The 12,406-nt window shown below is 66.9% G+C and carries 15 protein-coding genes; 6 read left to right on the top strand and 9 right to left on the bottom strand.

The window, feature by feature from the left end:
* Positions 1 to 19: 19 nt before the first annotated feature.
* Positions 20 to 490, bottom strand: coding sequence for an SsrA-binding protein SmpB (gene smpB / locus ACTJI6_RS07465; protein WP_126153670.1), 471 nt, complete (start codon positions 488 to 490; stop codon positions 20 to 22).
* 488 nt (positions 491 to 978) lie between these two features.
* On the opposite strand from smpB, the gene ACTJI6_RS07460 reads away from it, so the two are divergent.
* From ACTJI6_RS07460 to ACTJI6_RS07450, 3 genes are all read left to right on the top strand, one after another.
* Positions 979 to 1,968 (top strand): P1 family peptidase, encoded by a 990-nt coding sequence (locus ACTJI6_RS07460; RefSeq protein ID WP_440799241.1) that lies wholly within the window; start codon positions 979 to 981, stop codon positions 1,966 to 1,968.
* A gap of 210 nt (positions 1,969 to 2,178) precedes the next feature.
* The gene (locus ACTJI6_RS07455) at positions 2,179 to 3,651 is read left to right on the top strand and encodes an NAD-dependent succinate-semialdehyde dehydrogenase (RefSeq protein WP_440799239.1); all 1,473 of its coding nucleotides are present in this window, start codon (positions 2,179 to 2,181) and stop codon (positions 3,649 to 3,651) included.
* Positions 3,652 to 3,764: 113 nt separating this feature from the next.
* Positions 3,765 to 4,019: a GlsB/YeaQ/YmgE family stress response membrane protein gene (locus ACTJI6_RS07450; RefSeq protein ID WP_126153666.1), complete on the top strand. Its 255-nt coding sequence runs from the start codon at positions 3,765 to 3,767 to the stop codon at positions 4,017 to 4,019.
* A gap of 71 nt (positions 4,020 to 4,090) precedes the next feature.
* Here the strand turns inward: ACTJI6_RS07450 and ACTJI6_RS07445 are convergent, their stop codons facing one another.
* A complete protein-coding gene (locus ACTJI6_RS07445; RefSeq protein WP_440799237.1) occupies positions 4,091 to 4,843 on the bottom strand; it encodes a DUF1013 domain-containing protein in 753 nt (250 codons plus the stop codon).
* Positions 4,844 to 4,993: 150 nt separating this feature from the next.
* Here ACTJI6_RS07445 and ACTJI6_RS07440 point away from each other — a divergent pair, with 150 nt between their 5' ends.
* Entirely contained in the window at positions 4,994 to 5,656 is a 663-nt protein-coding gene (locus ACTJI6_RS07440; protein WP_440799235.1) for a ribonuclease T2 family protein, read from the top strand.
* A 238-nt stretch (positions 5,657 to 5,894) separates the two neighbouring features.
* On the opposite strand, the gene ACTJI6_RS07435 is transcribed toward ACTJI6_RS07440, so the two are convergent.
* Together ACTJI6_RS07435 and ACTJI6_RS07430 are read right to left on the bottom strand one after the other, a co-directional pair.
* A complete protein-coding gene (locus ACTJI6_RS07435) occupies positions 5,895 to 6,890 on the bottom strand; it encodes an NAD(P)H-quinone oxidoreductase (protein ID WP_440799233.1) in 996 nt (331 codons plus the stop codon).
* Positions 6,872 to 7,546 (bottom strand): COQ9 family protein, encoded by a 675-nt coding sequence (locus tag ACTJI6_RS07430; protein WP_440799231.1) that lies wholly within the window; start codon positions 7,544 to 7,546, stop codon positions 6,872 to 6,874. Before ACTJI6_RS07430 ends, ACTJI6_RS07435 begins: the two co-directional genes overlap by 19 nt.
* A 96-nt stretch (positions 7,547 to 7,642) precedes the next feature.
* On the opposite strand from ACTJI6_RS07430, the gene rpsU reads away from it, so the two are divergent.
* Complete coding sequence (rpsU, locus tag ACTJI6_RS07425) at positions 7,643 to 7,849, top strand: 30S ribosomal protein S21 (protein WP_126153662.1); 207 nt, start codon at positions 7,643 to 7,645, stop codon at positions 7,847 to 7,849.
* A 91-nt stretch (positions 7,850 to 7,940) separates the two neighbouring features.
* On the opposite strand, the gene ACTJI6_RS07420 is transcribed toward rpsU, so the two are convergent.
* Positions 7,941 to 8,795, bottom strand: coding sequence for an alpha/beta hydrolase (locus ACTJI6_RS07420; protein WP_440799229.1), 855 nt, complete (start codon positions 8,793 to 8,795; stop codon positions 7,941 to 7,943).
* A 3-nt stretch (positions 8,796 to 8,798) separates the two neighbouring features.
* Complete coding sequence (locus ACTJI6_RS07415) at positions 8,799 to 9,260, bottom strand: Lrp/AsnC family transcriptional regulator (protein WP_126153660.1); 462 nt, start codon at positions 9,258 to 9,260, stop codon at positions 8,799 to 8,801.
* 132 nt (positions 9,261 to 9,392) lie between these two features.
* On the opposite strand from ACTJI6_RS07415, the gene ald reads away from it, so the two are divergent.
* Positions 9,393 to 10,511, top strand: coding sequence for an alanine dehydrogenase (gene ald, locus ACTJI6_RS07410; protein ID WP_440799227.1), 1,119 nt, complete (start codon positions 9,393 to 9,395; stop codon positions 10,509 to 10,511).
* 40 nt (positions 10,512 to 10,551) lie between these two features.
* Here the strand turns inward: ald and mscL are convergent, their stop codons facing one another.
* The 3 genes from mscL to ACTJI6_RS07395 form a co-directional block, all read right to left on the bottom strand.
* On the bottom strand, positions 10,552 to 11,013 hold the full coding sequence (gene mscL, locus ACTJI6_RS07405; protein ID WP_440799225.1) for a large conductance mechanosensitive channel protein MscL: 462 nt from the start codon (positions 11,011 to 11,013) through the stop codon (positions 10,552 to 10,554).
* Positions 11,014 to 11,162: 149 nt separating this feature from the next.
* Positions 11,163 to 11,792, bottom strand: a complete 630-nt coding sequence (locus ACTJI6_RS07400) for a DsbA family protein (protein WP_440799223.1) — start codon at positions 11,790 to 11,792, stop codon at positions 11,163 to 11,165.
* Positions 11,786 to 12,337, bottom strand: a complete 552-nt coding sequence (locus tag ACTJI6_RS07395) for a DUF721 domain-containing protein (protein ID WP_440799221.1) — start codon at positions 12,335 to 12,337, stop codon at positions 11,786 to 11,788. Before ACTJI6_RS07395 ends, ACTJI6_RS07400 begins: the two co-directional genes overlap by 7 nt.
* Positions 12,338 to 12,406: the final 69 nt, after the last annotated feature.

The raw sequence follows: 12,406 nt of genomic DNA, 5'->3' as shown, positions 1-12,406 counted from the left end.
CCGCCCGCGCAATGGCCTGTCAGCCCTGCTTCAGCAGCCGCTGCTTCTGGCGGTTCCAGTCGCGCTTGGCGTCGGTTTCGCGCTTGTCGTGGTTCTTCTTGCCCTTGGCGACGCCGATCTTCAGCTTCACGATGCCGCGGTGGTTGAAATACATCACCAGCGGCACCAGCGTCATCCCCTCGCGCCCGACGGCCTGCCACAGCCGCGCCAGTTCCTTGCGGCTGACCAGCAGCTTGCGCTTGCGGCGTTCCTCGTGCCCGAACACGCCGGCCTGCTTGTAGGCGGCGATATAGCCGTTGATCAGCCACAATTCGCCATCCTCGACCGAGGCATAGCTTTCGGCGATGTTCGACTGGCCGGTACGCAGGGACTTCACCTCGGACCCCGTCAGGACGATCCCGACCTCAAGGTCGCTTTCGATGAAGTAATCGAAGCGCGCCCGCCGGTTCTCGGCGATGATCTTGTAGTTCTTGTCGGGATCCGTGGCCATGGCTGCGTTAGATAGGCGGGCCGCCGGGGTCTGTAAAGGTCGCCGTAACCAAGGGCGCTTTTGCAAAAGGAACCGGCGGACCGTCCGGCCCGCCGCTTCGCCTTGGTGGTCAGGACGACCGGAAACCTCTCAGGCCAGGTTTTTCCGGCGGCGCAGCGCGGCAAAGCCGCCACATGGCGATGCATTATGCAACCTGGGAGATATATTCCCCCATTGTAACTCATCCCTACGTCTGCCTGTTCCGCCGTTTTCCAGATCAGAATTCCAGGACAGCGCGAATCAGCGAAACATTGGCCTGCGAATATAAATAGATTATTCAGACCAAATATAACAAAAGTTAATACATTAAATCCGACAAAAATAGTTTACCCGCATTCTCCTTCCCTGCCGACGCCAAAGCCGCCCCAAATCGTGCATTGCAACAAGGCTCTTTGATAAGCATAAGAAATCAGCGCGAACCGCTTTGTCGGACTGATAAAGGATAACCCATGCAGCGGGGGCCGCTGAACCTGATTACAGACATCCCCGGCCTGCGCGTCGGCAATGCCACTGATCCGCGCCTGAAATCCGGCGTCACGGTCCTGACCGGCGACAAGCCGTTCACGGCGGCCGTCCATGTCATGGGCGGGGCGCCGGGGACGCGGGACACCGACCTGCTGGCCCCCGACAAGCTGGTGGGCGGGGTCGATGCGCTTGTGCTGTCGGGCGGGTCGGCATTCGGGCTGGCGGCCTGCGACGGGGTGATGGCGGGACTGCGCGCGGCAGGGCGCGGCTTTGCCGTGGGCGCGGCGCGGGTGCCGATCGTACCGGGCGCCATCGTCTTCGACCTGCTGAACGGCGGCGACAAGGCGTGGACGCAGAACCCCTATCCCGCGCTTGGGCGGGCTGCCTTCGAGGCCGCCGGTCCGGATTTCGCCATCGGCACGGCGGGCGCGGGGACCGGGGCCACGACCGGGAACCTCAAGGGCGGGCTGGGATCGGCCTCGGCGGTGCTGGCCAGCGGCGCGACGGTGGGCGCGCTGGTCGTGGTCAACGCACTGGGCCGCGCCACGGTCGGCGAGACCCGGCATTTCTGGGCCGCACCGTGGGAGCTGGATGCGGAATTCGGCGGGCTTGGCCTGCCAGCCGTCTTTCCGGCCGATCACGAACCGCAGCCCGCCAAGCGGATGGGAGAGGCCACCACCATCGCCATCGTCGCCACCGACGCGGCCTTGGACAAACCCGCGCTGCAACGGCTGGCGACCGCCGCGCATGACGGCATGGCGCGCGCGCTTGTCCCCAGCCATACGCCCCTCGACGGCGATCTGGTCTTTGCGGTCTCGACCGGCGCAAGGCCGCTGGCCGATCCGGTCGCCGATCCGTTCCTGTTGGGCCATGCCGCCGCATCCTGCCTGGCGCGGGCGATTGCGCGGGCGGTCCATGCCGCCAGCCCCCAGCCGGGCGATGGCCAACCCTGCTGGCGCAGCCTGCGCGCCTGAAAAGGGCGACGTGCAAGCCGCACGCCGCCCCATCAGAGAGAGGGTCGCCAAGAGGGAAGCTTGACGATGCCTGTCCAACGCAGCCGATTGCCATTGGTTCACCGCTTTCGCCCTATGCGCGATTTTTTTCCGATCCGCGCGGCCCTGCGGCGATCTTTTGACATCGCCGCGACCGCGTGCTGATCATGGGCCAACCCGAGGAGAAGCCCGATGACCAAGCATTCAACCGACCTGAAGACCCTGCTGCGCGACCCCTCGCTGCTGGAGACCCGCGCCTTTGTGGCGGGCGAATGGGTCGATGCGGCGGACGGCGCCACCTTCGACGTGCGGAACCCGGCGCGCGGCGACGTGATCGCCAAGGTCGCCGATCTCAGCCGCGCCGAGGTTGCCCGCGCCATCCAGGCCGCGGCCGAGGCGATGAAGGGCTGGGCCGCCCGCACGGCCAAGGATCGCGCGCAGGTGATGCGCAGGTGGTTCGACCTGATAATGGAAAACCAGGACGACCTGGCTCGCATCCTGACCGCGGAAATGGGCAAGCCCTTCCCCGAGGCCAAGGGCGAGATCGCCTATGGCGCCAGCTTCATCGAATGGTTCGGCGAGGAAGCCAAGCGCGTCTATGGCGAGACGATCCCCGGCCACCTGCCCGACAAGCGCCTGACGGTGATCCGTCAGCCGATCGGCGTGGTGGGATCGATCACCCCCTGGAACTTTCCCAACGCCATGATCGCCCGCAAGGCCGGTCCCGCCCTGGCCGTGGGCTGCGGCTTCGTCGCCCGCCCCGCCGCCGAAACCCCGCTGTCGGCCCTGGCGATGGCGGTGCTGGGCGAACGCGCGGGGCTGCCCAAGGGGATCCTGTCGGTCGTCACCTCGTCACGGTCCAGCGAGATCGGCAAGGAGTTCTGCGAAAACCCGCTGGTGCGCAAACTGACCTTCACCGGCAGCACCGAGGTCGGGCGGATCCTGCTGCGCCAGGCCGCCGACCAGGTGCTGAAATGCTCGATGGAGCTGGGCGGCAACGCGCCCTTCATCGTCTTCGACGACGCCGATCTGGACGCGGCGGTCGAAGGCGCGATGGCGTCGAAGTTCCGCAACAACGGCCAGACCTGCGTCTGCGCGAACCGCATCTATGTCCAGGCGGGGGTTTACGACGCCTTTGCCAAGAAGCTGGCGGCGGCGGTCGACAGGCTGCGCGTGGGCGACGGGCTGGAGGAAGGCGTGACCACCGGCCCGCTGATCAACGAAAGCGCCGTCGAAAAGGTCGAGGAGCATATCCGCGACGTGCTGGACGGCGGCGGCCAGGTCGTCACCGGCGGCGAACGGATCGAGGGGCTGTTCTTCAAACCCACCGTCGTCACCGGCGTCACCGACCGCATGAAGGTCACGACCGAGGAAACCTTCGGCCCCCTCGCCCCCCTGTTCCGCTTCGACACCGAGGACGAAGTGATCGCCAAGGCCAATGACACGATCTTCGGCCTGGCCTCGTATTTCTACGCCCGCGACATCGGCCGCATCACCCGCGTGCAGGAAGGGCTGGAATACGGCATCGTCGGCGTGAACACCGGCATCATCTCGACCGAGGTGGCGCCCTTCGGCGGCGTCAAGCAGTCGGGCCTGGGCCGCGAGGGCAGCCGCCACGGCATCGAGGACTATCTGGAATTGAAATACATCTGCCTGTCGATCTGACAGATCGCAACGATTTCCGCCGCTTGAGGGAACACAAGGTGGGCCGGGCGCATTGACAGGCGAAGCCCCGCCCTTCCGGTTCCAGCGGGGTCATCTGGAAAAAGGGGAAGTGCATGGAAGGTTTTGGCTGGATTCTGTCGATCATCTTGGGCGCCATCGCGGGCTGGATCGCAGAAAAGATCATGAAAAGCGACCACGGCCTGCTGCTGAACATCATCCTGGGCATCGTCGGCGCGCTGCTGGGCAACTGGCTGGCCCGCGCGATCTTCGGCACCACGGCAGGCGGCGCCATCGGGCAATTGGTCATCGCCGTCATCGGCGCCTGCATCCTGATCGCCCTGGGCAGGCTGATTCGCCGCAATACCTGAAGCAACAGGATGGAAAAAGGCCGGTGCGGAACGCCGCACCGGCCTTTTTCATGCGCGGACGAGATACGCGATCAACGGCCCCGGCCGTCCTCGTCCTCGTCATCCTCGTCCCGGTCGGGCAGGTTGAAGAAGCTGTCGGCGTTCAGGTCAGGCTCCGGGGTCTTGTCTTCGTCCCGCGTCAGCGAGAAATTCTCCAGCCCCGCGATGGACGAGGGCAGGCGCGGCTCATCGCTCATGGCCAGCGAGGTTTCGGTGCTGACCAGCTTGCGGCGTTCGTCATCGCTCATCACCTCGCCCGAACCGCTTTTCTTGGCGGCCTTCTGGACGGCGGCGTCCAGTTCGGTCTGGCGGCACAGGCCGAGGGCCACCGGGTCGATGGGCTGCATGTTCTGGATGTTCCAGTGCGTGCGCTCGCGGATCGAGGCGATGGTCGGCTTCGTCGTGCCCACCAGCTTGGCGATCTGCGCATCGGCCAGTTCGGGGTGGAACTTTACCAGCCACAGGATCGCATTGGGGCGGTCCTGCCGCTTGGACAGCGGCGTATAGCGCGGCCCGCGGCGCTTTTCCTCGCCCTCGGCGGCGGGGTTGTGCTTCAGGCGCAGGACATAGGTCGGGCTGGCCTCGCCCTTGCGGATTTCCTCGGCGTCAAGCTGGTTCGAGGCCACCGGATCATAGCCCTTGACCCCCGCCGCCACGTCGCCATCGGCGATGCCCTGCACTTCCAATTCGTGCAGGCCGCAGAAATCGCCGATCTGCTTGAAGCTCAGCGTGGTATTGTCCACCAGCCAGACGGCGGTCGCCTTGGCCATCAGCGGCTTGCTCATGTCAATCTCCTTCGCATGTCAGCCCCGAACAATAGGCGGCTTCGCCGGAAAAACGGCTTTTGGCGGCTGCCATTCCTCGTTTTCGGGGGGGAATTGACAGGTGATATAGCGATTCTGCCGCGCGGGGAAAAGAGGATTCGCATCCTCGCCATGGACGACGCCCCCGCCGCCATGCAAGGTGGCGGCATGAAACACGCGCTGCTGTTCCTGATGCTGCTGGCCGGCCCCGCCCGATCCGACGGGGTGGCGGGGGATTTCGACTATTACGTGCTGTCGCTCAGCTGGCAGCCAAGCTGGTGCCGCACCACCGGCGACGGGCGGGACGCGCGCGAGTGCCGCCGGGGCAGCGGTCGGGACTTCACCGTCCACGGGCTCTGGCCGCAATACGAACAAGGCTGGCCGGATTACTGCAGCACCGGCGAACGCGACCCCTCCCGACGCGAGACGCAGGCGATGGCAGACATCATGGATCCAGGCCTGGCCTGGCATCAGTGGCAAAAGCACGGCCGCTGCTCGGGCCTGTCGGCGCGCGACTATTATGCGACGCTGCGCGCGGCTGCCGAAGGGATCGCCATCCCCGCGCCCTTCGACGATCTGCCGCGCGACATCACCCTGCCCCCTGCTGTGGTCGAGGACGCCTTCATCGAGGCGAACCCGGATCTGGCGCCCGACGGCATCACCGTCACCTGCAAGGCCGAAGCCCTGGCCGAAGTCCGCATCTGCCTGACCCGCGACCTGCAACCGCGCGACTGCGCGCCGGACGTGCGGCGGGACTGTTCCCGGCCGCGCGTCCTGATGGAACAGGTGCGCTGAAACAAAGGGGCGCTGCCCCCGTCCTTCGGACTCCCCCGGGATATTTTCGCACAGAAGACGGTGGCGTTCAGAGTTTCTTAACCTGTTGGCGTGATCATGGGCGGGCGGTACAGGCGGGGACGCCGATGACCGCCACAGGAGATGCCACAGACCTTGGGGACGAGCGCCCGCAAGGTCTGTGTGCCTGCCTGTATCTTCTGTGCTTCAAATATCCCCGCCGGAGGCTCCTGCCGGTGCCTCAGTCGGCATCGCCCGCCACCTTCAGCACGATCTTGCCGATGTGCTGGCTGCCTTCCATGCGCCGATGGGCCTCGGCCGCGTCCTTCAGCGCGAATTCGCTGTCGATCGTGACCCTGACAGTCCCGGCCGAGATCAGCGGCCACAGGCTCTTGCGCAGCGCCTCGGCGATCTCGGCCTTGGCGGCATCCGATTGCGGGCGCAGGGTCGATCCGGTGACGGTCAGGCGCTTGGCCATGATCTGCGCGAAGTTCAATTCGACCTTCGGCCCTTCCAGGAAGGCGATCATCACCAGCCGCCCGTCCGGGGCTAGGGCGCGGATGTTCCTGGGGATATAGCTGCCGCCGACCATGTCCAGGATCAGGTCGGCGCCGTCCTCGGCCGCGATGACCTTGGTGAAATCCTGCGTGCGATAGTTGATGGCGATAGCGCCCAGGGCCGCGATGGCCGCGCATTTCTGGTCGCTGCCCGCCGTGGCGAAGACGCGGGCGCCCAGGGCACGGGCGACCTGGATCGCCATCATGCCGATGCCCGACGTTCCGCCATGGACCAGGAAGCGCTCGCCCCCGGTCAGGCGGCCGCGCGTGACCACGTTCGACCAGACGGTGAAGGCGGTTTCCGGCAGGCAGGCGCCGTCGCGCAAGGACAGTCCATAGGGGATGCGCAACGCATGGTCGGCATGGCAGACCGCATATTCGGCGTAGCCGCCGCCCGGCAGCAGCGCGCAGACCTGTTCGCCCTTTTTCCAGCGGGTCACGCCCGCGCCCATGCCGACGATCTCGCCCGAGGCTTCGAGCCCCGGTAAGTCGGAGGCATCGGAGGGCGGGGCATAGCTGCCCTGGCGTTGCAGCACGTCGGGGCGGTTGACCCCGGCATAGGCCACCCGGATCAGAATCTGGTCGTGGCGCGGCACGGGGACCGGACGGCTGGTCACGCGCAGCATGTCTGCATCGCCGGGAGCGGCGATCTCGACCGCGGTCATGGCGTCGGGGAACATTCTCTCTCCTTACGGCCGGGCAGGTCGCGCGACTGCGGCGCGCGGATCCAGCCCAGGGTCATCGAGGCCAGCGTCGCCGCCCCCGGCAGCTTGCGCAAGGTCGATTTGACCTGTTCGAACCGCATCACCCCGTCGATGCGGCGGTCGATGAAGGCGCGGGTTTCCGCATGGTCCGGCGAATCGTCGCCCAGCCAGAACAGCACCGTGGCGCTGATCACCGCCGACAAGGTGGCGCGCTTGGAGTACCAGTTCACGTCGCGCGAGGTGTCGCCGAGGCCCGTCCAGATCACATCCGCCGTTTCCCAGACCAGCCGCGCGGCCAGTGCCGCGTTCTGCGGCAGCGACAGGGTAGCTGCCCCTGCGCGCACCAGTTCGGCATCGACCAGCATCAGCCGCCGCCAGATCGCCTCGGCCACGCGGTCGCGGAACCGGCCGCCCGGCGGGGTCTGGGACAGGCTGTCGCGCAGCATCGCGTCCGCGCGGCGGTGATAGGCGGCGGCCAGCCCCGCGCCGCCCTGCGGAAAATGCACCCGCGCCAGGTCGGGCGACATGGCCAGGTCGCGCGCGCCGGCCATCAGGGCGCGGTCGTTCATGCCTTCGAACGGGACATGGGTCAGGGCGGCGTCAAGAAGCGCGTCGCGGTCGGTCCGGGTCATGGCAACCTCTCTGGTCTGGACAAGGGCGCCCGGCTTTGATAGGGGGGCGCATCCTGCAATCTTGCAACTCTAACCTAGGAAGGTGGTGACAACCACATGCAGGTCAATGTTCGCGACAACAACGTCGAACAGGCGCTTCGTGCCCTGAAGAAAAAACTTCAGCGCGAGGGTGTGTTCCGCGAAATGAAGCTCAAGCAGCATTTCGAGAAACCGTCCGTGAAGAAAGCCCGTGAGCAGGCCGAGGCCGTGCGCCGCGCCCGCAAGCTGGCGCGGAAGAAGGCGCAACGCGAAGGCGCTCTCTGAACGCAGCGCGAAGGCGTCCTGCAAGACGACGCGATCTTCGTTTCAGTCAGACCCCCGCGGCACAAGCTGCGGGGGTCTGCGTATCGGCCCCCTACCGAAGCAGGTGCAGGTCCAGGGCATCCGCCGTGGACGGCCCCATCAGAGAGCCGTGGTTTTCCTGCGGATAGGGGCGATACATCACGTCCAGTCCCCGGATCTCCGACAGGATCCGCACCAGCGACGTCGGATCGTGGGGGTGGTTTTGCCGCGCCCGGCCTGCCTGGGCGATCATCACCTGGATCCCAGGATCGACCCGTCCGCCCGCCGCCGCGACCCCCCCGGCGAAAGCCGCCGCCTCGCGCTGCGATTCGCCCGCGTTCCACCAAACCGAGGGGTCGGCGGCGACATGGCGGGCGAACAGGTGCGGACGGTTGAACAGCGCGTGCAGCACGAACAACCCGCCCAGCGAATGGCCGTAAAGGGTCATGTCGCCCTGATCCAGCGGATAGCGGCGGGCCAGTTCCGGCAGAAGCTCGTCCCCGATCATCGCCAGGAACGCCTCTCGCCCTCCGGTCAGGCGGTCGCGCGGCGCGCTGCGATAACCCAGGATCGGCAGCACCGGCGCCATCGCGCGCGAAGTCAGATCCGCCCAGCGGCGGTTGGCACCTTCATAGCTGATGCCGAACAGGATCACCGGCGCCCCCGGCGCGCGGGTTTCCCGATGGGTCCAGAACTGCGGAAAGGTGGTGGCCCCGTCCAGCGACAGGATCACGGAATAGCCCTGCGGCGGCGGCGGCGCGTCGGGCAGGCCCACGAAGATGCGCCATTGCCCGCCTTCAGGACCAAAGGCGAAATGGCTGGCGCGGGGATGGTCGATTTCCGGGGGCGGGTCGCGGCGGCGCGGCTGGGCCCCCGCGGGGGTTGCCGCCGTGGCGGCCAGCAGGACCAACAGATGACGGCGGTTCATGGATTACACCGGGATCGCCGTGGTGCGGAACACCGTGCGCAGCGCGAAGGACGAATGCATCTGCGCCACGCCCGGCAGGCGGGCCAGGTGCTGGCGGTGGATGCGGGCGAAATCGTCGGTATCCTCGACCACGATCTTCAGCAGGTAATCGGCGGATCCGGCCATCAGGTGGCATTCCAGCACGTCGGGGATCGCCCGCACACCCTTTTCGAAAGCCTCCAGCACCTCGTCCGCCTGTCCGGACAGGGTGATTTCCACGAAGACGGTGGTCTGGCGGCGCAGCTTGCGCGCGTCCAGCAGCGCCACATAGCCGTGGATCACGCCGGCTTCCTCCAGCCGCTGGACGCGGCGATGGCAGGCGGACGGCGACAGATGCACCCGCAGCGCCAGTTCGGCGTTGCTGATTCGGCCTTCCTTCTGAAGCAGGGCCAGAATGCGGCGGTCTATTGCATCGAGATCGGACATGGCGGGATAATCTTCGACCCAGCGGGAAGGTGCCAGGGTTTTTTCGTCGTCACCGACCTGGGCCGCGCCTAATCTCCGCAACATCTTGCGGACGGTCGGTGCCACACTGGCTCAAAACAAGGGAGGATGAACATGAAGATCGGTTGCCCCAGGGAAATCAAGCCGCAGGAATTCCGCGTCGGCATGACGCCCGCCGCCGTGACTGAGGCCGTCGCCAAGGGTCACGATGTCGTCGTGGAAACCGGCGCGGGGCTGGGCGCGGGCTTCACGGACGAGGATTACGCCGCAGCCGGGGCGGGGATCGCGCCGGACGCGGCCTCGGTCTTTGCGGCCGCCGAGATGATCGTCAAGGTCAAGGAGCCGCAGGCCGCCGAACGGGCGATGCTACGCGACGGGCAGGTGCTGTTCACCTATCTGCATCTTGCCCCCGATCCCGAACAGACCCGCGACCTGCTGGCCTCGGGCGTCACCGCCATCGCCTATGAGACGGTGACGGACGCGCGCGGCGGGCTGCCTTTGCTGGCGCCCATGTCCGAGGTCGCCGGGCGGCTGGCCCCGCAGGTCGGATCCTGGGCGCTGCAAAAGGCCAACGGCGGGCGCGGCGTCTTGCTGGGCGGGGTGCCGGGCGTGCGGCCCGCCAATGTGGTGATCATCGGCGGCGGCGTGGTCGGCACGGCGGCGGCGCGGGTGGCCGTGGGCATGGGCGCGAATGTCACCGTCACCGACAGATCGGTGGCGCGGCTGTCATACCTGGACGACATCTTCATGGGGCGGCTGACCACGCAATATTCCAGCGCGGCGGCCACGGCCGACCTGATCCGCACGGCGGACATGGTGATCGGCGCGGTGCTGATCCCCGGCGCGGCCGCGCCCAAGCTGGTGACGCGCGACCAGTTGTCCACCATGCAGCCCGGCGCGGTGCTGGTGGACGTGGCCATTGACCAGGGCGGCTGTTTCGAGACATCCCGCGCCACCACCCACCAGGATCCCATCTATGAGGTTGACGGCATAGTGCATTACTGCGTGGCCAACATGCCGGGCGCGGTGGCGCGCACCTCGACCCAGGCGCTTGGCAATGCGACGCTGCCCTTCCTGCTGGCCCTGGCCGACAAGGGCTGGCGGCAGGCGGCGCAGGACGATCCGCATCTGCGCGCCGGGCTGTCCACGCATGGCGGCCGCCTGACCTCGGCCCCGGTGGGCGAGGCCCTGGGGCTGGAGGCGATCACCCCCGACCGGCTTCTGGCGCAGTAAGCAAGGCGCCCGGCGCGGGCGAACCGCGCCGGGCAATGGATCAGGCGCGGGGCGCCGGGTGGTCCTGCCAGCCGGTGCGGTCGGCCAGCAGGTCGCGGATCTGCGCCAGCAGTTCTTCCTGCGTGGGGGCGGCCACGACGACCTCTTCCTCTTTCGGTTTGGCGGCGATGGTCTGAAGGCGATTCACGGCCTTGACCAGCAGGAACACCGCCCAGGCGATGATCAGGAAGTTCAGCACCGCCATCGCGAAGGAACCATAGGCAAAGACCGCCGCGCCGGAATTGCGGGCCGCCGCCAGGCTGGCGCCTTCGGGAACATTGCCCGACAGGACGAAATACTTGTTGGTGAAATCGACACCGCCGGTCAGCAGGCCCAGGATCGGGTTGATAAGATCGGCCACCACGGAATTCACGATCGCCGTGAAAGCCGCCCCGATGATGATGCCGACGGCAAGGTCGATGACATTGCCGCGGGCGATGAATTCCCGGAATTCTTTGATCATGACGCTGTCCCTTGTTAACGCGCGTTCGCCATGCGCAAAGCATGGGGCGCGCGACATCAAAAGGCAATTCCGCACGGTTTGCATGGGGAAAACGTGCGGCGTCAGGCCCGCCTTGTGTCAGGCGGGCCACATGCGTCAGACGGGTGCGGTCAGTTCGCCGAGGCGGGTTCGGCCTCGGCCAGCTTGGCGTCGATGACGGCCTTCATGTCGTCCCAGGGCTGGTTCTGAACCTTTTTGCCGCCGATGATGAAGGTCGGCGTCGCCTCGATCCCGTCGGCTGTGGCGTTCTTCTGGAAGGTTGCGATCAGCTGTTCGGCCTTGGCGGTGTCTTCCCAGCAGGCGGTCATCTGGTCTTCGGTCATGCCCGCCTTCAGGCCGATCTTGCGCAGGTTGGCCGCGATCTCCTCTCCGGTGCCGCCGGCCAGCCAGTCCTTCTGTTCGTCGAACAGCATGTGGGATACGGGATAGAACTTATCGTCCCCGCCGCAGCGCGCCAAGACGCCCGCCCACAGGCCCGGCTGGTCGAAATACACGTCACGCTGGATGAACTTCACCTTGCCGGTATCGACATACTCGGCCTTGAGCTTCGGCCAGTTCTCGGCATGGAAATTGGCGCAATGGCCGCAGGTGAAGCTGGCATATTCGACGATGGTCAGGGGCGCGTCCTCGGATCCCATGGCGATGTCGGGCAGGGTCGCGGTCGCGTCGGCGTCCTGGGCCATCGCGGCGGGGGCGGCCAGGGCAAGCGCCAGGGCCGCGACGGCGAAACGGGTCAGCATGGAAAATCCTTTCGGTGGTTCCGGTGTCGTTTGGTTTCGATGTTCAGGGCCAGCAGCGCCATCGCCTGCGCCAGGGCCGGATCCTGGAACTGACGGCCGATGCGGTCGGCCTTTTCGACGATCTGCGGATCGGGCGGCGCGGCCTGGGCGGGGGCCGGGGCAAAGACCGCCTGCCCTTCGGCGAATCCGCTGGCCGCCGTCTGGGTCAGCACGATCCGCTGCACCGCGTTATAGCCATAGCAGGCGTTCACCCGGTCGCGCAGCTGCGGCAGCTGCATTTCCACCAGCGGCGCGACGGGGCCGGCGGTCAGCAGCGTCAGGGTGGCGCCGAACCCGCCGCGCGCGTGGCTGATGCGCACCGGCCGGGTCATCCCGGCAAGCCGGGGACCGGCGATCTCGGGCCAATGGGTCAGCAGACGGGCCATGGCGAATCCCCGCCCCTCGGCCGCCTTCTGCACCCGGTCGGCCAGCAGCGCCGACGCTTGCTGGAAGCCGCGCCTGCGGCTTGCCTGGGGGTTGCGGGGACGGTCGGACGCTTTTGCCATCTTTGCCTGGTGCATTGTCACCCCCATATCCTTAATCAGCCCCGGCGCGGGATGAAAGCGCGTCCGGAA

It is taken from the genome of Paracoccus sp. 22332 (genome assembly GCF_052045125.1).
In the GTDB taxonomy this organism is placed as follows: Bacteria; Pseudomonadota; Alphaproteobacteria; order Rhodobacterales; family Rhodobacteraceae; genus Paracoccus; species Paracoccus haematequi_A.
The sequence above is the reverse complement of the archived record's forward strand: the minus strand, read 5'-3'. Positions and strand labels throughout refer to the sequence as shown.

Coding starts and splice junctions, on each gene's coding strand:
- ACTJI6_RS07455 (WP_440799239.1), top strand. CDS start 2,179: ATGACCAAGCATTCAACCGACCTGAAGACCCTGCTGCGCGACCCCTCG.
- mscL (WP_440799225.1), bottom strand. CDS start 11,013: ATGATCAAAGAATTCCGGGAATTCATCGCCCGCGGCAATGTCATCGAC.
- ACTJI6_RS07460 (WP_440799241.1), top strand. CDS start 979: ATGCAGCGGGGGCCGCTGAACCTGATTACAGACATCCCCGGCCTGCGC.
- smpB (WP_126153670.1), bottom strand. CDS start 490: ATGGCCACGGATCCCGACAAGAACTACAAGATCATCGCCGAGAACCGG.
- ACTJI6_RS07445 (WP_440799237.1), bottom strand. CDS start 4,843: ATGAGCAAGCCGCTGATGGCCAAGGCGACCGCCGTCTGGCTGGTGGAC.
- ACTJI6_RS07435 (WP_440799233.1), bottom strand. CDS start 6,890: ATGTTCCCCGACGCCATGACCGCGGTCGAGATCGCCGCTCCCGGCGAT.
- ACTJI6_RS07420 (WP_440799229.1), bottom strand. CDS start 8,795: ATGAACCGCCGTCATCTGTTGGTCCTGCTGGCCGCCACGGCGGCAACC.
- ACTJI6_RS07415 (WP_126153660.1), bottom strand. CDS start 9,260: ATGTCCGATCTCGATGCAATAGACCGCCGCATTCTGGCCCTGCTTCAG.
- ald (WP_440799227.1), top strand. CDS start 9,393: ATGAAGATCGGTTGCCCCAGGGAAATCAAGCCGCAGGAATTCCGCGTC.
- ACTJI6_RS07440 (WP_440799235.1), top strand. CDS start 4,994: ATGGACGACGCCCCCGCCGCCATGCAAGGTGGCGGCATGAAACACGCG.
- rpsU (WP_126153662.1), top strand. CDS start 7,643: ATGCAGGTCAATGTTCGCGACAACAACGTCGAACAGGCGCTTCGTGCC.
- ACTJI6_RS07430 (WP_440799231.1), bottom strand. CDS start 7,546: ATGACCCGGACCGACCGCGACGCGCTTCTTGACGCCGCCCTGACCCAT.
- ACTJI6_RS07400 (WP_440799223.1), bottom strand. CDS start 11,792: ATGCTGACCCGTTTCGCCGTCGCGGCCCTGGCGCTTGCCCTGGCCGCC.
- ACTJI6_RS07395 (WP_440799221.1), bottom strand. CDS start 12,337: ATGGCAAAAGCGTCCGACCGTCCCCGCAACCCCCAGGCAAGCCGCAGG.
- ACTJI6_RS07450 (WP_126153666.1), top strand. CDS start 3,765: ATGGAAGGTTTTGGCTGGATTCTGTCGATCATCTTGGGCGCCATCGCG.